The organism is Paraburkholderia ultramafica (genome assembly GCF_902859915.1).
Lineage (GTDB): Bacteria > Pseudomonadota > Gammaproteobacteria > Burkholderiales > Burkholderiaceae > Paraburkholderia > Paraburkholderia ultramafica.
The window spans coordinates 172440-190484 of record NZ_CADIKK010000006.1; the positions used below are offsets into that span (position 1 = coordinate 172440).

Below are 18045 nucleotides of genomic sequence, written 5' to 3' on the forward strand. Positions count from 1 at the left end.
AAGCTTAACGGCCGCGCTGGCCGCTGCGCGACGGCTGGTTGCCACGCGGCGCGTGTGTGTCGTTGCGCGGCTTCGCGCCGCCCAGCAACGCACCCGGATTGCTGCTTTGCGGCTTGTTGCCTTGAGGCTTGCGCGGCGCATGTTGCGCGGCGCTGCCTTCATGCGCGACGGCGCGCGGCCGGTCGTCGTGACGCTGACCGTCGCGGCGTGGTTGACCGCCGTTGCCATTGCCGCTGCCGTTGCCACCGGCCGGCTTCGCGCCTTGCGGCTTCGGTTGCTGCTGACCGTTTGCCGGACGTTGACCCGAGCGTTGCGCCGGCTTCGCCGCCGCCGCACCGTCACGCTTCGGCGCGCCTTGACCTTGGCGCGGCGAACGTCCGCCACCGCCGCCGCCTTGGCCGCGGCGCAGGATCGGCTCCGGCTTCGCGGTCGGGTCCGGTTCGAAACCGGCGATCACTTCCTGCGGCACCGCACGCTTGATCAGCTTCTCGATGTCCTTCAGCAATTGCAGTTCGTCGACGCACACCAGCGACACCGCTTCGCCCGTCGCGCCCGCGCGGCCCGTGCGGCCGATGCGGTGCACGTAGTCTTCCGGCACGTTCGGCAGGTCGAAGTTGACCACGTGCGGCAGTTGATCGATATCGATGCCGCGTGCGGCGATGTCCGTCGCCACCAGCACCTGCAGCGTGCCGTCCTTGAACTCGGCGAGCGCGCGCGTGCGGGCCGACTGGCTCTTGTTGCCGTGAATCGCGAGCGCGCTGATGCCGTCCCTGGTCAGCTGCTCGGCGAGCCGGTTGGCGCCGTGTTTGGTGCGCGTGAACACCAGCACCTGGAACCAGTTGTGCTGCTTGATCAGATGCGTGAGCAACTCGCGTTTCTTGTCGCGATCCACCGGGTGAATCTTTTGCGCGACCGTTTCGGCCGTGGTATTGCGGCGCGCGACTTCGATCAGTGCCGGCGAGTCGAGCAGGTTGTCGGCGAGGGTCTTGATCTCGTCGGAGAAGGTGGCCGAGAACAGCAGGTTCTGACGCTTCGGCGGCAGCTTCGCGAGCACGCGCTTGATGTCGTGAATGAAGCCCATGTCGAGCATGCGGTCGGCTTCGTCGAGCACGAGAATCTCGAGATGCGACAGGTCGATGGTCTTCTGCTGCATGTGGTCGAGCAATCGGCCCGGCGTCGCGACGACGATATCCACGCCGCTCTTCAGCGCGCCGATCTGCGGATTGATGCCGACGCCGCCGAACATCACGGTCGACTTCAGCTTCAGGTACTTGCCATAGGCGCGCACGCTTTCTTCGACCTGGGCGGCCAGCTCACGCGTCGGCGTGAGGATCAGTGCGCGCACCGCGCGCTTGCCCGAAGCCGTGGCGACGGCGGGCATCGAATTGAGACGCTGCAGGATCGGCAGCGTGAAGCCGGCGGTCTTGCCGGTGCCGGTCTGTGCGCCGGCCAGCAGGTCGCCGCCGTTGAGCACGGCGGGGATGGCTTGCGTCTGGATCGGAGTCGGCGTGGTGTAGCCGAGTTCGTTGACAGCGCGGACCAGCGGTTCGGACAAGCCGAGGGAATCAAAAGACATAAAAGCTCTTTGCAATGCAGTTTCGCGAACGGCACAAATGGGCCCAGGCGGGCATAAATACGGCATGAACATGCCCGCATGGCGCGCTCGAGGCCCAAGCCCAGTTCCGGTCGCTGAGAAATCGGCGGCACGCTCAAACACGTGCCGAATGCTTCAACGCGCTAAGCAGACACGTTGACTGGCCTTAAGTTGCATTTCGTCGCCGTGGGGTGTCACGCGACATAGCGCGCAACACTGACGAATTGACACAGACTGCCCGCCAGTACGAACAGGTGCCAGATACCATGTCCGTGCCGGATGCGCTCGTCGTTGATGAAGAAGTAGATGCCGGCGCTGTAGATGACTCCGCCGGCCACGAGCCAGGCGGTACCCGCTGCTGGTAATGCTTGCACCAGCGGGCGGACGGCAACGAGCGCGAGCCATCCCATCAAGACATACAGCACCATCGAAACGCTGCGGGTGCGTCGCCCGAGCGTCAGTTCCTGCACGATGCCGAGAGCGGCAAGCCCCCAGCTTACGCCGAATAGCGACCAGCCCCATGGTCCGCGCAACGTGACAAGCGTGAACGGAGTATAGCTGCCGGCGATCAGCAGGTAGATCGCCGAATGGTCGCATTTCTGCAGAACCGCTTTCACGCGCGGGTTACGCACGCTGTGGTAGAGCGTCGAGATAGCATACAGCACGAACAGCATCGCACCGTACACGCTGAAGCTGACCACCTTGTACGCGTCGCCGTCGAGCGCGCCCATCGTGACGAGCGCAGCAAGCCCCACCACCGACAGCACGGCGCCGACGAGGTGGGTAATGCTGTTGAAACGCTCACCGACATGCACGGCTCTTTCCTCCTGCGCGGTTTCATAAGGACAAAAGTGCCCACATGATACCGGTCCTGAAAAAACGAAGGGCGCGGCCGCGAATTTCGCAGGCCGCGCCCTGGGTGCATCGAACGCTGCCTAGTCGAGCGGCGCCGAACGCAGATCGGCCACTTGCTGCGGCGACACGGCCGTGCCGTGGTTGCCCCAGGACATACGAATGTACGTCACAACCGCCGCCACTTCCTGATTCGACAGCGCTTGCGCGAACGGCGGCATGCCGTACGGATGCGGGTTGGCGTCCGTGCTCGGCGGGTAACCGCCGTTCAGCACCATGCGGATCGGGTTGACCGCCGACGGCATCTGGATCGACTGGTTATTCGCGAGCGGCGGGAATGCCGGCGGCTGGCCGAGGCCATTTTCCGCGTGGCACTTCGCGCAGTTGTCAGCGTAGATCTTCTGACCTTGCTTCAACAGTTCGCCGCCGAACTTTTCCGACGTTTCGAGCTGCAGTTGCTCAGGCGCCTCGCTCTTTTGCGGAATCGTCTTCAGGTACGTGGCCATCGCGTTGATATCTTCGTCCGACATGTACTGCAGGCTGTTGTGAACCACTTCAGCCATCGGACCGAACACCGCGCCGCGGTTCGACACGCCGGTCTTTAGCAGATCGGCGATGTCCTTGAGGTCCCAGTCGCCGAGACCGGCTTCGCGGTTCGACGTCAACGACGGTGCGTACCAGTTCTGCAGCGGAATCAGGCCGCCGGCAAACGCCGCCGAATTGACCGGGCCGCCCATCGCGTTGATCGACGTGTGGCACATGCTGCAGTGGCCGAGGCCTTCGATCAGGTACGCGCCGCGGTTCCATTCGACCGACTTGGTCGGATCCGGCTTGAACTCGCCTTCCCGGAAGAACAGCGTGCGCCAGCCGATCAGCATGTTGCGCTGGTTGAACGGGAATTTCAGTTCGTGCGGACGGCTCGGCACGTTGACCGGCGTGACCGAGCGCAGGAACGCGTAGATCGCATCCGAGTCGGCGCGCGTGACCTTCGTGTAGCTCGTGAACGGGAAGCCCGGATACAGCAGGCTGCCGTCTTTCGAGCGGCCGGTGTGCATCGCGCGGTAGAAGTCGTCCTGGGTCCACTTGCCGATGCCGTACTGGTCGTCGGGCGTGATGTTCGGCGTGAACATCGTGCCGAACGGCGTGGCCATCGGCAGGCCGCCGGCGAACTGCTTGCCGCCGCGCACCGTGTGGCAGGCGATACAGTCGCCGGCGCGGGCGAGGTACTCGCCCTTCTTGATCAGTTCGGCCTGGTCGGCGGGCGTGGCGGCCATCGCCGAGCCGTTATGCAGGTTGTCGCCGCCCGACCAGAGGACGGGAACGAGTGCGGCAGCCGCAACCACGACGACTGCCGAGAGGGCGAACAAAGACTTGCGTTTCATTTGAGTGTCTCTCCCGGTGCCTTATTGCGGTTCGCTGCCGCAGGCAAGCGGAGTCTTCAACGAGCGGGCCGGAGCCGGCACGGGGTTTTGTGGAGCCTGCTGCGTGGAAAGCCATGCCGCAACGGCGTTCACGTCTTCGTCGGTCAGACGCGTGGCGATGGTGTGCATGCAGTCAGGCGCGATCGCGTGACGCGTGCCCGAGCGCCATGCGCCAAGCTGTGCGCTGATGTAATCGGAGTGCAGACCGACGAGACCCGGAATAGCCGGTTCCATACCCGTCAGAGCGTTGCCGTGGCATGCGGCGCAAGCCGGAATCTGCTTCGACGCGTCGCCGTTCAGCACGATCTGCTGGCCGCGCGCGAGCGTGGCCGCCGACACCGTCGGCCTGGCCGGCGGCGGATACGGCGGACGCTGCTGCGAGAAGTACGTCGCGATCTTGTGAAGATAGTCGTCCGAAAGGTACGTGACGAGATAGTTCATCGGCGGGTACTTGCGGCGCCCTTCACGGAAGTTCTGCAACTGATTGAACAGATAGTCGGCCGGCTTGCCCGCCAGGCGCGGGAAGTAGTCGTTGTCGGTTCCTTGCCCATGCGAGCCGTGGCATGCCGTGCAGCCTTGCACGCGCGCTTCCATTGTGTCGGGGGCCTTCGGTTGAGTCTGCGCTTTCGCTGCGCTATAGACGCCCGCGGAGCCGATCAGCAGAAGGGCAAGCAACGGGCGGAAAAGGCGTCTTGAAGACACGCGTAACTCCATCAAAATCGGGAACCTGACCGAACTTCGAGCGGCTCGGTGTGAAGGGCAGCCGGCGCTGCGGCGACGCGGCATTCTATCATCGAAGGGTGATAGTGACTATTTGCCACAGAAGAGAGGGTTCCGGGTGTGATCGCTGTGCGACAGTTTGACGCGCAGCGCTGCTTCAAGCGATGTTTTTGCCATCTCATATTTGCTGTGCGATCAGTGCCGCTAGCGCGACGCGCCGCATGTCGTTCATCAAAGCAGGTTGAACCGATGCCCGCGTGAGCCATCGAAGCGTACACTTCCGGGCTCGCCGGCCGCTGTCCGAACCAGACGTGCCCGGTTCGACGCCCACCGTTTTCCTGTTCATCAGCTATCGGCCTTACATGAAGCTATTCCATTTTTCCCGACCGGCGCTGTGCGCGCTGATGTTCGGCGCCGCGGCGCTGGTTGCGACGTCCACGGCATTTGCGCATGCGCATCTGGCGTCGAGCGAGCCGGCGGCCAACACCGAAGTCGTTGCGCCCGCCGCAGTGACGATCCATTTCACCGAGCCGCTCGAGCCGGCCTTCAGCAAGATCACGCTTGCCGACGCGGGCGGCAAGCCGGCCACGGCGGCTGCATCGGAAGTCGATCAGCAGGATGCCAGGCTCATGCGGCTGCCGCTGCCGCAGTTGAGCGCGGGCCGCTATGCGGTGCACTGGATCGCGGTTGCCACGGATGGCCACCGTATCCAAGGCAACTTCGCGTTCAACGTCAAATGAGCATTGACGGACTGTGGATCGGGCAGGTCGCCATGGCCGCGCTCATGAATGTCGCGTTTGCATTTGCCGTCGGTTCGGCGCTGCTTGGCGCATGGCTCGCGAAAGACGCTCAGCAGAAGATCTCGCCCGCGCGTCCGGCCTGGCTGCGCGCGCAACGTTCGATGCTGACGGCCAGCGTCGTGCTGGTGCTCGCCGACCTCGGCTGGCTGCTGTATCAGGCGGCATCGATGAGCGGCGTCGCGCTGCCGGCGGCGCTCGGCGTGGTGCCGACCGTGCTGACGCAAACGCATGTCGGCTACGGCTGGAGCGTCGCGTTTGCCGGCGCGCTGGTGTTGCTCGGCACGGCCATGGCCGGCCACACGGGCATGCTGCGCAATGCGCTGCTGTGGCTCGCGGTGATCGCGGTCGCCGCGGGCAAGGCGTCGCTCGGGCATGCGGCCGATGCTGGCGTGGCCTCGGCGGCGATCGGCATGCAAACGCTGCACGTGCTCGTGACGGGCGTGTGGGGCGGGCTGGCGATGGCGGCGGGACTGGCGGTGCTGCCGGCGCTCGGCGCGTCGACCGCGCGCGGCATGCTGATCCGTACCGCGACCCAGGTGTCGAGTGTGTCGGTGGTGGCGGTGGGGCTGGTGCTGCTGTCCGGCGTTTTCAATGCCGTGCGTGGGTCGGGTGGCTCGTTCGCAGCGATTCAACTCAGCACGTGGGGCCATGTGTTGACACTGAAGCTCGTGCTCGTCGCGCTGGCGCTCGTGCTCGGCGGACTCAACCGTTTCCTGGCGTTGCCGCGCCTGCGCCGCACGGCGTCGACGATGGATGCGCATACCTTCGTCAACGTGCTGTACCTGGAAGCACTCGCGATAATCGGCGCGTTTGTCGCCGCGGCGGTGCTGTCGCATAGCGTGCCGGCGTTCGCGGCGCTGGGTTGAGGCGGCGCTGCCTGCACCGCAAGCGCGTTGAATCCGCTTATTCGAGGCCGAGCCGATGACCGACGATCGGCGCGAAGAAGAGCGCGATCGCGCAGCCCGCGGCTTTGCCTTCGAGTTCGGCGCCGGCGGCGCGCGAGCCGTTCATGTGCGTCAATAGATCGAACAGCTGCGGCAGGCAATAGACGAGCGCGGCGGCCACGAAGCATTTCTCGACCGCCGAGATGCGCCACCCGCGTTCGAACGCGAGCATCGCGCCGATGACGCGCAGCACGCCGAACGCGACCAGTGCGCCGACGGCGGCCTGTTCGCGGATCAGATAATCAGGAAGGAATTCGCCCATGATGTGCCCGATGCGTGTGCCATTGGCACGCATTTGAGCAAGGGGTGGGCCATGCGTATGTCTGATGCCGAACCAACGGCGTGAAAGCCTTCGTGGATCAGGCTTTGCGCAAAATGGGGTGGAGCGGGAATGGGTTCGGAAAACGCCTGTTTCAGCGTGCGCGGTCCGGGATGTTACGTTACTGCGACGGCTAGCGCGTCACGTCATCGTGACGCGCTAGCGGGTCGTCGGGCGGCAGGTTGCAATGCGGCGTCAGCGGGTCCGCCTGATCTTGCCCATCAGCTTGAACACGCCGCCCGCGCGCCGTGTTCATTCACGCCGTTACCATTCGGCGACGCTGCCGTCCTCATGGCGCCACACCGGGTTGCGCCAGCGATGCCCGACCTTGGCCATCTTGCGCACCTTCTCTTCGTTGACTTCGATGCCGAGGCCCGGACCTTGCGGAATCGACACGAAGCCGTCTTCGTATTTGAAGACTTCCGGGTTCCTGATGTAGTCGAGCAGGTCGTTGCCCTGGTTGTAGTGAATGCCGAGGCTCTGTTCCTGGATGAACGCGTTGTAGCTCACCGCGTCGATCTGCAGGCAGGTGGCCAGCGCGATCGGACCGAGCGGGCAATGCAGCGCGAGCGCGACGTCGTACGCTTCGGCCATCGACGCGATCTTGCGGCATTCGGTGATGCCACCCGCGTGCGATGCGTCCGGCTGGATGATGTCGACGTAGCCGCCCGCCAGAATGTGCTTGAAGTCCCAGCGCGAATACAGACGCTCGCCCAATGCGATCGGCGTGTTGGTCTGGTTGACGATGTCACGCAGCGCTTCGGCGTTCTCCGACAGCACCGGCTCTTCGATGAAGAGCAGCTTGTACGGGTCGAGTTCTTTCGCCAGCACCTTTGCCATCGGCTTGTGCACGCGGCCGTGGAAGTCCACGCCGATGCCGATGTTCGGCCCGACCGCCTCGCGCACCGCCGCGACGTTGTTGATCACGCCTTGCACCTTGTCGAAGGTGTCGATGATCTGCAGCTCTTCCGAGCCGTTCATCTTCACGGCCTTGAAGCCGCGTTCGACCACGGCGCGCGCGTTATTCGCGACGTCGCTCGGACGGTCGCCGCCGATCCACGAATACACCTTGATCTTGTCGCGCACCTGGCCGCCGAGCAGCGCATGCACCGGCACGCCATGATGCTTGCCCTTGATGTCCCACAGCGCCTGGTCGACGCCGGCGATCGCGCTCATCGTGATCGGGCCGCCGCGGTAGAAGCCCGCGCGATACATCACCTGCCAGTGGTCTTCGATCAGCAGCGGGTCTTTGCCGATCAGATAGTCGGCCAGCTCTTCCACCGCGGCCGCGACGGTATGCGCGCGGCCTTCGACCACCGGCTCGCCCCAGCCGACGATGCCCTCGTCGGTCTCGATCTTCAGGAAGCACCAACGCGGCGGAACGATGAAGGTTTCGAGCCTGGTGATTTTCATGGTGTGCGTCTCCTTGCGGCGTGGGCGCCTGCGAAGTATTTCGAGGATTCATATGCTACAACAAAAGTGCGTTTAAGTACTATTAATAGTATTATTGGTCAAATGTTGACCCGGTGATGGTCATCGACGGACGGCGTCGAAGTGGCGGGCATCAAAAGATGCGATGCCGAAGCGCGCTCGTTCAGGGCTCAGTTCCGCTATCAATGGCGCCGCAAGGCCGCTGGGAGAAAGCCATTCAGCACGATCTGCATGGGCGTGTCGCCCATCTGCTGGCGACAGCGATTCTGCGCGGCGATTACGCGCCCGACTCGATCCTGCCGCGCGAGGCGGAGTTGATGGAGACGTTCGGCGTGAGCCGCACGGTGTTGCGCGAGGCGTTGCGCACGCTGACCTCGAAAGGGCTGATCGAATCGCGTCCGCGCGTGGGCACGCGCGTGCGGCCGAAACCCGCGTGGAATCTGCTCGATGCCGATCTGCTCGACTGGTACTCGCGCGTCGCCGAGCCGATGACGTTCGCGCTCAAGCTGCAGGAAATGCGCGAGATGATCGAGCCGTACGCCGCGGGTCTGGCAGCGGCTTCGCACGCGGACGACACGTTCCGCGCGCTGGCGGCCGCGCATGCGGCGATGGTCGCCGCGCGCAATGTCGATGAATGGGTGCGGGCCGATCTGCAGTTTCATTTGAGTGTGCTGACCGCATGCAGCAACGAATTGCTGATTCCGCTCGGCACGCTGATCGAGCGCACGCTCGAAGCGCAATTGCGGCTGAATGCGAAGCGCGCGGACGTGTTCAACGCGTCGCTGGCCGAGCATACGGCGGTGTTCGACGCGATTCGCGAGCGCGATGCGGTTGCGGCGCGCGCGGCGATGGCGTCGTTGCTCGGGGTGACGCGGGGGCGGATCGAGGGGTGAGGTGGGGCAGGTTGCAGATGCGCGGCCCGCTTTCGTCGTTGTGTTGCGCGCTCAATCCATCGCGGCATGCGCCACCGACGCATCCGGCGCCTTACTTGAAGGCCGGATCAACAGCAGCAGCGGAATCACCAGCAGCGTCGCCACGAACATCAGCTTGAAGTCGTTCAGATAGGCGATCATCGACGCCTGCTGCGTGATCGACGCGTTCAGTGCTGCGATGTCGTAGTTCGAGCCGCTGTTCAGCATCGGCTGGATCGCCGGATTGAACGGCGTGATATTCGCCGCAAGGTCCGCGTGCGAGACCTGCGTGTTGCGCGTCATCAGCGTCTGCACGATCGAAATGCCGATACTGCTGCCGATATTGCGCATCAGGCTGTACGTCGCGGTGCCGTCCGCGCGCAGTTCCGGCGCGAGCGTCGAGAAGGTCAGCGCGCTCAGCGGCACGAACACCAGACCGAGCCCGAAGCCTTGAATCACACCGGGCCAGACGACCTGCAATGCGCCGATCGCGAGACCGAGCGTGATGAAGCCGAACGCGTCGAACTTGACGTCGTGATTGGGCTCGCGCGTGGGCAGGAAGGTCGCCACGCCGAACAGCGCGAACGCGCCGATCGGCACGTTGATGAAAAACACCCAGCGCCAGTTGTAGCTATCGGTGAGCCAGCCGCCGAGCGTCGGCCCGAGAATCGGTCCGACCATCACGCCCATGCCCCACACCGCCATCGCCTGGCCCTGCTTTTCGCGCGGGTTGATGTCGAGCAGGATGGACTGCGACAGCGGCACCAGCGATGCGCCGAAAATCCCTTGCAGCAAACGCGACGCGACGATCTGCGTCAGCGTTTCCGACAACCCGCACAGCGCCGACGACACCGTGAAGCCGCCAATCGCGACGATCAGCAGACGCTTCACGCTCAGCCGGTCGGACAGCCAGCCGGTGAGCGGCGTCGCGATCGCGGCGGCGACGATGTACGAGGTCAGCACCCAGGTGATCTCATCCTGCGACGCCGACAGCGTGCCCTGCATATGCGGCAGCGCCACGTTGGCGATCGTGCTGTCGAGCGTCTGGATCAGCGTCGCGAGCATGATCGAGATGGTGATCATCGGCCGGTTGAGCGGCGCGGCTGCGCTCGTCGGCGAGGAGACGGAAGACATGAATGAGCGGGGTCGTCGATATAGTAAGCATGCTTATTATGTCGGTTGCGCGAATGCGCGCTATCGGGAAGGCCGAGCGCACGCTCGGCAAGGCGCGCAAGGTGGGCGATGAAGTCGCGCTCGAAGCGCTCAACGGTTTTACCGATGAAGAGACGCAGCAACTGATCGCGCTATTGCAGCGGGTGCGCGGCAATTTGAGCCGGCTGGTGGATCGGTGATGCGTTCATGCGGTGGTGTGGTAGCCCGCGCTGAACAACGCGCGGGCTAATTCGCTGCTACTTCGATTCGGTGGACGGCGGCGTGCCTGACAGCGGGACCAGTTCGAAGCACGCCGCCGGCGCGATGGGCGTCTTCGTTCGCGCGTCCGGCTGCTCCGGGTCGATACATTTGAACGCGCTCTGATCGCGCTGGACAAAGATCGTGTCGGCCGGGCCGGCATTGCCGTGCGCGCCGTTCACGACAGCGACGATTTTGTAGCCGTTCTGCAGCAGCGTGGAAAGGGTGGTCGAGCTGGTGCGCCACTGGCTGTCGGGCGGTGTCTGGGCCTGAGCGGTGAACGCGCAAGCGGCGCCGAGCAGCGCGATGGATGCGGTGGCCGCGGCGAGCGCGGCGGTGCGAAACGTCATCAAGAAACCTCCTTGAAGCTGCGATCGGGAAAGCCAAAATAAAAAAGCCGCTGAACCTTGAGGGTCAGCGGCTTCTTTTGCAACTGGCGAAGAATCAGGGAGGATCACCCACTCCGTGAACAAGCCAGAACAATCAATCGCTTGGCAGTACTGGGCCAGAAGTTTATGTGAAACTACGGCTTGGGGATAGTAACACGATCGTGACGGGAGGCTGGGCGGGGCGGCTGTCGAGAGACGCAGGCCTTGCGAACCGTGCGTGTGGTCGGCTTACGGCCACGCTGCTGCGCGACGCGAAGGTGCTCCTGGTCGCCGGCGCTGTCGACTCTATACTTCCTCTCGCATCCCGGGAGTGAAAGTGATACCGACCAGCAATCCTTCCGGTGAGACGAAACGACTGACCGTCTGACCCCACGGTTCTTTCCTGCTCTTTACGAGCATTCGATAGCCTCGCGACTCAAGCTCCTCAGTTGCCTCTTCGACACTGTCAACATCAAACTCGAGCCAGGCCTGTGGAACAGGAATGTCGTCCGGCCAGGACTCACTGCCAAAACACGACTGAGCCGCCTGGGACAGCGGCCACAGGGCAAAACTCTTTGCGCCGTTGAGAGCCTCCGTATGAAGGTAACCGCCGCTCTCCTGTTTGAAGGAAATGCCGAGGCTATCGCAGTAGAGCTTGCGGCTCGCCTCCGCATCACGGACGATTGGACCAAAGCCCGCGATGAACAGAATTCCTATGTTTCCGATTCGTTCCATGACTTCACCTCGTCCAGCAGTTAGCTTGTGCATACTCTACCGCGTCATTGGCCGAGATCTTGCGCGTCAGATTGCTAGCGCTGCGCCACCCACACAAGGAGCCGCTGCCCATACCGGCCGTTTAACCATAGAAACAGTGCGGTCACACCAAAGTTCCACACGACTATCATGACGGTGGCGTCGAGCGGGTGCAGGATTGCCAGCGCCAGTGCGGTCATTGCCGCGACCGCAAGGCATCCCGTCATCGTGACAGGGCCCGGCGACAGGCGGGCTACGTGGCGCAGCATGATAAGCATCACCAGGGACAACGGCACGCTGACTAACGCGAGCGTCGCGAAGCATCGGGCTGTTTCTCCCAAAGACACACCGTCGGGCCCCGTGGAGACCCAATTGGTCAGGCAGCCATAGCTGATCGTAGCGCCCCATACGAGAGCAGCCGGTATTGGCAATACGAGCCAACGACGTGACCTGCCCGGCACGCTGGCGATAAATGCGCCCACTGTGGCAAGAACGCCTGTCGTCATGGCTGCGGCTACGCCGATCACAAAGACGGGTTGATGGAGTTTGAGCGCCAGGTCGGCACGCGCCCCATGCGCAATACCGACGAGAACAATCACTATTCCCGCAAACAATAGCCAGCATGCCGCCCGCGCTGCGGGGGGGCGCAGCCGCCGCACCGGAGTCGCATCGGCGACCAGCACTTCAATCAGGTCGGAAGTCCGGGTCATGATTTGCTACCTCGTGTCAGGAACAGTTCCCGCAGCCGTTTTATCGCCCGGTGAGTGGCCACCTTCAACGCTGCAACCGACGTTCCACTCGCAGCCGCAGCCTCTTGCAAGGACATTTCCTCCAGCTTCAGCATTCGCAAGGCGTCTCGCTGCCCGGCCGGCAATTGCTCGATAGCGTCCCTGACAAGTCGGGCATCCACCGTCTCTTCCTGTAAGTTCGCTTCAGGGGCAAAAAAGGTTTCCAGGTCGGTCTCTGCCGGTGATTCGTGTGCCCCGATCCGTCCGCGCCGACGCAGGCCATCAACGATGCGTCTGTTAGCGATAGCGACCAGCCACGGCCCGAACGGACGAGACGGGTCGTACGTGTTGCGCGCGGCGTGCAAGGTTAGCAACACATCCTGAACCGTATCTTCTATGTCCTCGCGATTCCTGATGTGGCGTGCCGCGAGCGCACGAAGATAGGGCGTGATGTCCTGAAGCAGCCGACGATAAGCCGCCTGGTCACCAGCCTGCACTCTGGTCATGGCAATGGACCAATCCGGCGTGCCGTCAGCACGGCTGTCTGTCGCCTCAGCCTGGCGACGGGACGTAGCTGACCCCCGGTCCTCGCTGTCGGGACCTGGAACGGGGCTGGGCGGATGCGGGTGTCGGAGCATCCGGAAATTCTGCGGTGCGGGAGACCGTTTGTCATCCAGAAAAAGTTTTTTGCGCGCGGCGTAACCTTTTGCGCGGGCGCGCCGAACTTCTCTACACGGCCGCAATGTCGGGCCGCAACCCTCAGGAGGACACGTGATGAACAAACAGCTTTTGGCCGCCTCGACCTTATCGTCGGCAATCGGCCTGGCGCTCGCCATGCAGGCCTTACCAGCCCAGGCCCAGGAGATGAAGGACATGAGCGCGATGCCGCAAGTCGTCAAGGACAACATGGCCAGGATGGAAAAGAACAAGCTGGAGAAGTGCTACGGCATCAACGCCGTGTCGAAGAACGACTGTGCGGAGGGGGCTCATTCCTGCGCCGGCCAGGCCACCCAGGCTCGTGACGCCAAGTCATTCATTCTCCTCCCCGCCGGGGATTGCAGCAAAATCCAGGGCGGCAAGCTGAAACCAGCATAAGCAATGGAGTAGCCCATGCCTGCCGCTTCTGCTGCATCGCAATACGCGTCCGGCCTGATCCCGGCGCGTGCCGGGATTGGGTTGCGCTTCCGGCATCATCAGGAAGTTGTCGAAGCGCATCCGCCAGTCGCGTGGTTCGAGGTGCATACCGAGAACTACATGGGGGGAGGCAGCGCGCCGGGCTATCTGGATGCCATACGCCGCGATTACCCGGTCTCTCTCCACGGGGTCGGGCTATCTCTGGGTAGTGCAGAGGAGTTGGACGCTGCGCATCTGGAGCGCTTGCGCGCCGTCGTCGAACGCTTCGAGCCGGGTCTGGTCTCCGACCACCTCTCCTGGAGCATCAGCGGCGGCACCTACCTTGCGGACCTGCTTCCCTTGCCGATGACCGAAGAGGCACTCGCTGTGGTGTGCCGTCATGTCGACCAGGTCCAAACCTGCCTGCAGGCGCGCATTTCGATTGAAAACCCATCGACCTATCTGCAGTTCTCTCACTCGACCATTCCTGAGTGGGAGTTCCTCGCAGAGGTTGCGCGCCGCACAGGGTGCGGAATTCTGTGCGACGTCAACAATATCTACGTCAGTTCAAGCAATCATGGCTGGAATGGACTGACCTATCTTGATGCTCTGCCACCAGCAGCGGTTACTGAGGTTCACCTGGCCGGCCACAGCGTGCGGCAGCTTGACGAGGGCAAGGTTCTGCGGATTGACGACCACGGTTCGCGCGTCGTACCTCAGGTGTGGGACTTGTTCAAACAGGCTCTCAAGCGCTTTGGCCCCGTTCCCACCTTGGTTGAGTGGGACACCGACGTGCCGGCGCTCGAGGTTCTGATGGAGGAGGCGGCGATTGCGCAAGCCTATTTGGAGGGGCAACAGGATGACAACGTGTGCGCCAACGCTGCTTGAATTGCAACGCGCGGTCCGCGCAGACCTGCTCGGTTTTACCGACGGCAGTGCAACTGTTTACGTGGTACCCGAAGGGCTGACCCCACAAGCGCGGCTCGCTATTTATCGAAATACGGTGAACAGTACGCTGCTGAAAGCGCTGCGGCTTTCATATCCGGCCGTACAAGCTCTGGTTGGAGAAGAATTCTTTGAAGGTGCCGCTCGACTGTTCATTGAGCAATGCCCACCGTCGAACGCGCAGCTCGACAGCTACGGTGCGACGTTCCCGGATTTTCTGGCGCAGATGCCGCAAACGGCGTCGCTCGACTATCTGCCGGACACCGCGCGCCTCGAATGGACGGTCAGCGAGGTGCTGCATGCAGCAGACGCGAGGCCGCTCGATCTGCAGCGCCTTGCGCAATTGAATGACGGCGGGCTGAAGTCCGTATGGCTTCTGCCAAGCCCTGCTGTACGGCTATTTCAGTCGGACTTTCCGGTGGATGCCATCTGGCGCGCCGTGTTGGCTCACGACGAGGGCGCATTGGCGGATATCAATCCGGCCGCTGGCCCGGTTTGGCTCCATGTTTACCGGAGCGCAACTGGCCTGGAGGTTCGGCGGATAGATGAATGGCAATGGCGATTGACGGCGGCTTTGTTTGCAGGACATTCATTGCATGATGCGCTTGCCGAGGCGCCATACGAGGAAGCGCACCGTTGGCTCGCATCACTGCTGGTATCGGGTTGCTTTTCTGACGCTTGCGCGTCAAATCAGGCGTGTGGTCCCACAAGCAGGAGCCAGCTCACATGAAACACGAGTCTCAATTCGCCGGTCGCGGGTCGACGTTGAACAACCGCATACGGAATGTCATCGGATGGCTGGAGCGAGTGCCGTATGCGGTTCTTGCGCTCCCGCTACGATTTGCGGTGGCAACTATCTTCTGGAACTCGGCGATGACCAAACTGGCCGACTGGAATGCCGCGCTCGAGTTGTTCAGGGAAGACTATCGATTGCCGTTGCTTGCGCCCGAGTTCGCTGCCTACCTCGCGGTGTCAATCGAACTGACTACGCCCGTTCTGCTTGTGCTGGGTTTGGCGACGCGCCCCGTTGCGCTGGTTTTACTCGGCATGACAACGGTCATCGAGGTATTCGTGTATCCGCTTGCGTGGCCGACGCACATCCAGTGGGCTGCCATGCTGCTGGTGCTGTTGTGCCGGGGCGCAGGCAACTGGTCGCTGGACTACCTCTTGTATCGGCGCTTTGGTTCCGCCTTCAGCAACAGGTCCCATCGTTCGGCAGATTGAGACCAGCCATTTTTCGTCATTGCGTGTAACGTTTCTGTGTGGATCGTCCCAACGAGAAGAATCAGCTAACTCGTCCAGCGTCAAAGAGAGGAAATGATGAAGACTGTCGTACTGGAATCGACTATCACGTGTCCGGCGTGCGGGCATAGGAAACGCGAAACGATGCCCATCGATGCCTGCGTGTGGTTTTACGAGTGCGAGCGCTGCAAGATGGTCCTCAGGCCCAAGCCCGGAGACTGCTGCGTGTACTGCTCGTACGGCACGATGGCGTGTCCTCCTGTACAGCAGGCGGGTTCATGCTGCGCCCGCTGATTTGCTGACCGGGACTACGTGACCCTGGTTCTTCCGCCACGGGAACCGGGAGATACCGGGATTGTTGGGGACACAGCGCAGGCGGCATTTGCGCGTCATGTTCGCCTGCGAAACGTGCAATAGCATTTCTTGTCAAATGAATGAGACGTCTGCACCCGTGGTAAACGGAGATTGAGCATGTGGAAAGCGATAGCGCGGATTTTTCTGGTTGCGATGCTCGCCTTTGCCGCAGGCGGGGCGGTCGGCGGCGAACAGGCGTTTAACCAGGCGCAGTTTGATCAGCTGAACGCTGCCGGAAAACCGGTCATTGTCTATTTCCACGCAACGTGGTGCCCCACCTGCAAGATTCAGCAGCCGATTGTGGACCGACTCTCGGCACAACCCGATATGAAGCCGGTGACTATTTTCGTGGCCGACTACGACAAGGAAATCGCCTTGAAGCGCGCCATGAAGGTGACGCAGCAATCGACTTTCGTCGTGTTCAAAGGTGGCCACGAAGTCGCCCGTTCGACAGGACAAACGCGCGAGCGCGATATCAGCGATACCTTCGCGAAGGCCTTGTGATGAACTTCGGGGTGGGTACTTACGGACTGGGTTTCGCCGCGGGCGCACTGTCAACCTTGTCCCCCTGCGTGCTGCCGCTGGTTCCGGTTCTCGTCGCGTCCGCTTTGTCGGCGCATCGGATGGCCGTTGTTGCGCTCGCACTCGGATTGGGTGTTGCTTTTTCTGGCGTCGGCATTTTTCTGGCGACGCTGGGCGCATCTCTCGGTTTCGATGAGGGTGTCTTTCGCAACGTAGCCGCTCTGTTGATGATTCTGTTTGGGCTGGTGATGTTTTCTGCCCGCTTGCAGGCGATGTTCAACCGTGCGACCGCGCGCTTCAGCAGTTCGGGCCAGAGGTGGTTGAGCAAGGTAAGTGGCGACACCCTGTCCGGTCAGTTCGCTATCGGACTGCTCATAGGGGTTGTCTGGACACCTTGCGTCGGTCCGACATTGGGAGCGGCCACGACGCTTGCGTCTCAGGGACGCAACCTCAGCGATGTCGCCCTCCTGATGATAATGTTTGGGCTTGGTGCCGGGCTTCCGCTGGTCATGCTGGGTGCGCTTTCGCGAGCGTCGATGACAAAGTGGCGCGCTGGGCTTGGTTCTGCGGCAAGGGTCGGAAAGGCCGTCTTTGGAGCGGTTTTCGTTGCGTTCGGCCTGCTTGCGCTCACCGGGCTGGACAAGGTGCTCGAGACGGCGATTCTCTCCGCAAGTCCATCATGGCTGATTGCATTCACTACGGCCTTGTGACCGGCAACGACAGAAAACGCGATGGCCGGCGTCCTCGGAAATGGCGTGTGCCAGCCGGACAGTGTTGGGGTGCAGCGCACCTCACAAACCGGGACGCTTGCTGATTCCCATGTACAACGCATCGCGCCAGCTCGTTGCCATGCAATCCGAAGCTGTCCGAAGTGCATGGCGCTTTCGTCTATCATCTGGCTCATGGAACGATGGCGATTGAGGAACAAGATGGACAGTAAAGAGCATTGGGAAGAGGTGTACCGCTCGAAGGCACCGGACGCGGTAAGCTGGTATCGACCGCACCTTGATACCTCGCTGAGAATGATCAGCGAAGTCACGTTGGACCTCAGCGCAAATATCATCGATGTCGGTGGCGGTGAGTCGACACTGGTGGACGATTTAGTCGAGCGCGGGTATCGAAATTTGACGGTTCTCGACATGTCCGCGCTGGCGCTCGACACGACGAAACGTCGCTTGGGTGTGACCGCCAGCCATATAGTCTGGATTGAGTCCGATATCACGACGGCGCAACTGCCGGCGCACCGGTACGACGTTTGGCACGACCGCGCCGTTTTTCACTTCCTGACCGAGTCGTCGCAACGTGACGCGTATGTCCACCTGCTGTCGAAAGCGCTCAGGCCTCATGGCCACGTCGTGATTGGCACTTTCGGTCCGGCAGGGCCTGCCAGGTGCAGCGGACTAAGCGTGATGAGATACAACGCGGACAGCTTGTCCGCCGAAATGGGCGCCGGGTTCGAGCTTTCAACGGCGACACTCGAAGACCACCGCACGCCAGCAGGTGCCACGCAACAGTTTCTTTACTGCTGCTTCCGCAAGCTATGACGGTGCGACAGCATTTCATTGATGCGCTGTGAACTGAGCAACGTACGTTTCGGGCAATGTCCGGCAGCAATCAG

At 62.5% G+C, this 18045-nt stretch carries 22 protein-coding genes and 1 pseudogene; 12 read left to right on the top strand and 11 right to left on the bottom strand.

Going from position 1 to position 18045, the window contains the following annotated elements; translation table 11 throughout:
* Nucleotides 1–4: 4 nt before the first annotated feature.
* The 4 genes from HV744_RS08680 to HV744_RS08695 form a co-directional block, all read right to left on the bottom strand.
* A complete protein-coding gene (locus tag HV744_RS08680) occupies nucleotides 5–1576 on the bottom strand; it encodes a DEAD/DEAH box helicase (protein WP_175149120.1) in 1572 nt (523 codons plus the stop codon).
* A gap of 212 nt (nucleotides 1577–1788) precedes the next feature.
* Nucleotides 1789–2409, bottom strand: a complete 621-nt coding sequence (gene trhA, locus HV744_RS08685; protein ID WP_175149121.1) for a PAQR family membrane homeostasis protein TrhA — start codon at nucleotides 2407–2409, stop codon at nucleotides 1789–1791.
* Between the two features lie 120 nt (nucleotides 2410–2529).
* Nucleotides 2530–3828: a c-type cytochrome gene (locus HV744_RS08690; protein ID WP_175149122.1), complete on the bottom strand. Its 1299-nt coding sequence runs from the start codon at nucleotides 3826–3828 to the stop codon at nucleotides 2530–2532.
* 21 nt (nucleotides 3829–3849) lie between these two features.
* On the bottom strand, nucleotides 3850–4581 hold the full coding sequence (locus HV744_RS08695; RefSeq protein ID WP_175149123.1) for a c-type cytochrome: 732 nt from the start codon (nucleotides 4579–4581) through the stop codon (nucleotides 3850–3852).
* A 368-nt stretch (nucleotides 4582–4949) separates the two neighbouring features.
* Between HV744_RS08695 and copC the strand changes: the two genes are divergently transcribed.
* Both copC and HV744_RS08705 read left to right on the top strand, forming a co-directional pair.
* Nucleotides 4950–5327: a copper homeostasis periplasmic binding protein CopC gene (gene copC / locus HV744_RS08700; protein WP_175149217.1), complete on the top strand. Its 378-nt coding sequence runs from the start codon at nucleotides 4950–4952 to the stop codon at nucleotides 5325–5327.
* Entirely contained in the window at nucleotides 5324–6253 is a 930-nt protein-coding gene (locus HV744_RS08705; RefSeq protein ID WP_175149124.1) for a CopD family protein, read from the top strand. Before copC ends, HV744_RS08705 begins: the two co-directional genes overlap by 4 nt.
* A gap of 37 nt (nucleotides 6254–6290) precedes the next feature.
* Here HV744_RS08705 and HV744_RS08710 read toward each other — a convergent pair whose 3' ends face one another.
* Complete coding sequence (locus tag HV744_RS08710; protein ID WP_175149125.1) at nucleotides 6291–6593, bottom strand: hypothetical protein; 303 nt, start codon at nucleotides 6591–6593, stop codon at nucleotides 6291–6293.
* Between the two features lie 321 nt (nucleotides 6594–6914).
* Nucleotides 6915–8063, bottom strand: a complete 1149-nt coding sequence (gene dgoD / locus HV744_RS08715; RefSeq protein ID WP_175149126.1) for a galactonate dehydratase — start codon at nucleotides 8061–8063, stop codon at nucleotides 6915–6917.
* Between the two features lie 203 nt (nucleotides 8064–8266).
* Between dgoD and HV744_RS08720 the strand changes: the two genes are divergently transcribed.
* Complete coding sequence (locus HV744_RS08720) at nucleotides 8267–8974, top strand: FadR/GntR family transcriptional regulator (RefSeq protein ID WP_175149127.1); 708 nt, start codon at nucleotides 8267–8269, stop codon at nucleotides 8972–8974.
* A 51-nt stretch (nucleotides 8975–9025) separates the two neighbouring features.
* Here HV744_RS08720 and HV744_RS08725 read toward each other — a convergent pair whose 3' ends face one another.
* Complete coding sequence (locus HV744_RS08725) at nucleotides 9026–10126, bottom strand: MDR family MFS transporter (protein WP_175149128.1); 1101 nt, start codon at nucleotides 10124–10126, stop codon at nucleotides 9026–9028.
* 62 nt (nucleotides 10127–10188) lie between these two features.
* Here HV744_RS08725 and HV744_RS08730 point away from each other — a divergent pair.
* Nucleotides 10189–10344: pseudogene (locus HV744_RS08730) on the top strand (MarR family transcriptional regulator); the annotation flags it as partial.
* Between the two features lie 57 nt (nucleotides 10345–10401).
* Here the strand turns inward: HV744_RS08730 and HV744_RS08735 are convergent.
* The 4 genes from HV744_RS08735 to HV744_RS08750 form a co-directional block, all read right to left on the bottom strand.
* Nucleotides 10402–10752 (bottom strand): hypothetical protein, encoded by a 351-nt coding sequence (locus HV744_RS08735; protein WP_175149129.1) that lies wholly within the window; start codon nucleotides 10750–10752, stop codon nucleotides 10402–10404.
* A 324-nt stretch (nucleotides 10753–11076) separates the two neighbouring features.
* A complete protein-coding gene (locus HV744_RS08740) occupies nucleotides 11077–11505 on the bottom strand; it encodes a VOC family protein (protein ID WP_175149130.1) in 429 nt (142 codons plus the stop codon).
* 74 nt (nucleotides 11506–11579) lie between these two features.
* Nucleotides 11580–12233, bottom strand: coding sequence for an NrsF family protein (locus HV744_RS08745; RefSeq protein WP_175149131.1), 654 nt, complete (start codon nucleotides 12231–12233; stop codon nucleotides 11580–11582).
* Nucleotides 12230–12757, bottom strand: coding sequence for a sigma-70 family RNA polymerase sigma factor (locus HV744_RS08750; RefSeq protein ID WP_175149132.1), 528 nt, complete (start codon nucleotides 12755–12757; stop codon nucleotides 12230–12232). Before HV744_RS08750 ends, HV744_RS08745 begins: the two co-directional genes overlap by 4 nt.
* Before the next feature lie 268 nt (nucleotides 12758–13025).
* On the opposite strand from HV744_RS08750, the gene bufA1 reads away from it, so the two are divergent.
* The 8 genes from bufA1 (at nucleotide 13026) to HV744_RS08785 (ending at nucleotide 17971) form a co-directional block, all read left to right on the top strand.
* On the top strand, nucleotides 13026–13346 hold the full coding sequence (gene bufA1, locus HV744_RS08755; protein ID WP_175149133.1) for a BufA1 family periplasmic bufferin-type metallophore: 321 nt from the start codon (nucleotides 13026–13028) through the stop codon (nucleotides 13344–13346).
* A gap of 15 nt (nucleotides 13347–13361) precedes the next feature.
* Entirely contained in the window at nucleotides 13362–14252 is an 891-nt protein-coding gene (bufB, locus tag HV744_RS08760) for an MNIO family bufferin maturase (RefSeq protein WP_175149134.1), read from the top strand.
* Nucleotides 14224–15039 carry an HvfC/BufC N-terminal domain-containing protein gene (locus HV744_RS08765; protein ID WP_175149135.1) on the top strand — a complete coding sequence of 272 codons (816 nt, stop codon included), beginning with the start codon at nucleotides 14224–14226 and terminating at the stop codon, nucleotides 15037–15039. The genes bufB and HV744_RS08765 overlap by 29 nt, the downstream gene beginning before the upstream one ends.
* Complete coding sequence (locus HV744_RS08770; RefSeq protein WP_175149136.1) at nucleotides 15036–15533, top strand: DoxX family protein; 498 nt, start codon at nucleotides 15036–15038, stop codon at nucleotides 15531–15533. The genes HV744_RS08765 and HV744_RS08770 overlap by 4 nt, the downstream gene beginning before the upstream one ends.
* Nucleotides 15534–15629: 96 nt before the next feature.
* A complete protein-coding gene (locus HV744_RS37200; RefSeq protein WP_246278985.1) occupies nucleotides 15630–15845 on the top strand; it encodes a GDCCVxC domain-containing (seleno)protein in 216 nt (71 codons plus the stop codon).
* Between the two features lie 177 nt (nucleotides 15846–16022).
* The gene (locus tag HV744_RS08775) at nucleotides 16023–16409 is read left to right on the top strand and encodes a thioredoxin family protein (RefSeq protein ID WP_175149137.1); all 387 of its coding nucleotides are present in this window, start codon (nucleotides 16023–16025) and stop codon (nucleotides 16407–16409) included.
* Nucleotides 16409–17137, top strand: a complete 729-nt coding sequence (locus tag HV744_RS08780) for a cytochrome c biogenesis CcdA family protein (protein WP_175149138.1) — start codon at nucleotides 16409–16411, stop codon at nucleotides 17135–17137. Before HV744_RS08775 ends, HV744_RS08780 begins: the two co-directional genes overlap by 1 nt.
* A 219-nt stretch (nucleotides 17138–17356) precedes the next feature.
* Nucleotides 17357–17971, top strand: a complete 615-nt coding sequence (locus tag HV744_RS08785; RefSeq protein ID WP_175149139.1) for a class I SAM-dependent methyltransferase — start codon at nucleotides 17357–17359, stop codon at nucleotides 17969–17971.
* The last annotated feature ends 74 nt before the right edge of the window (nucleotides 17972–18045 follow it).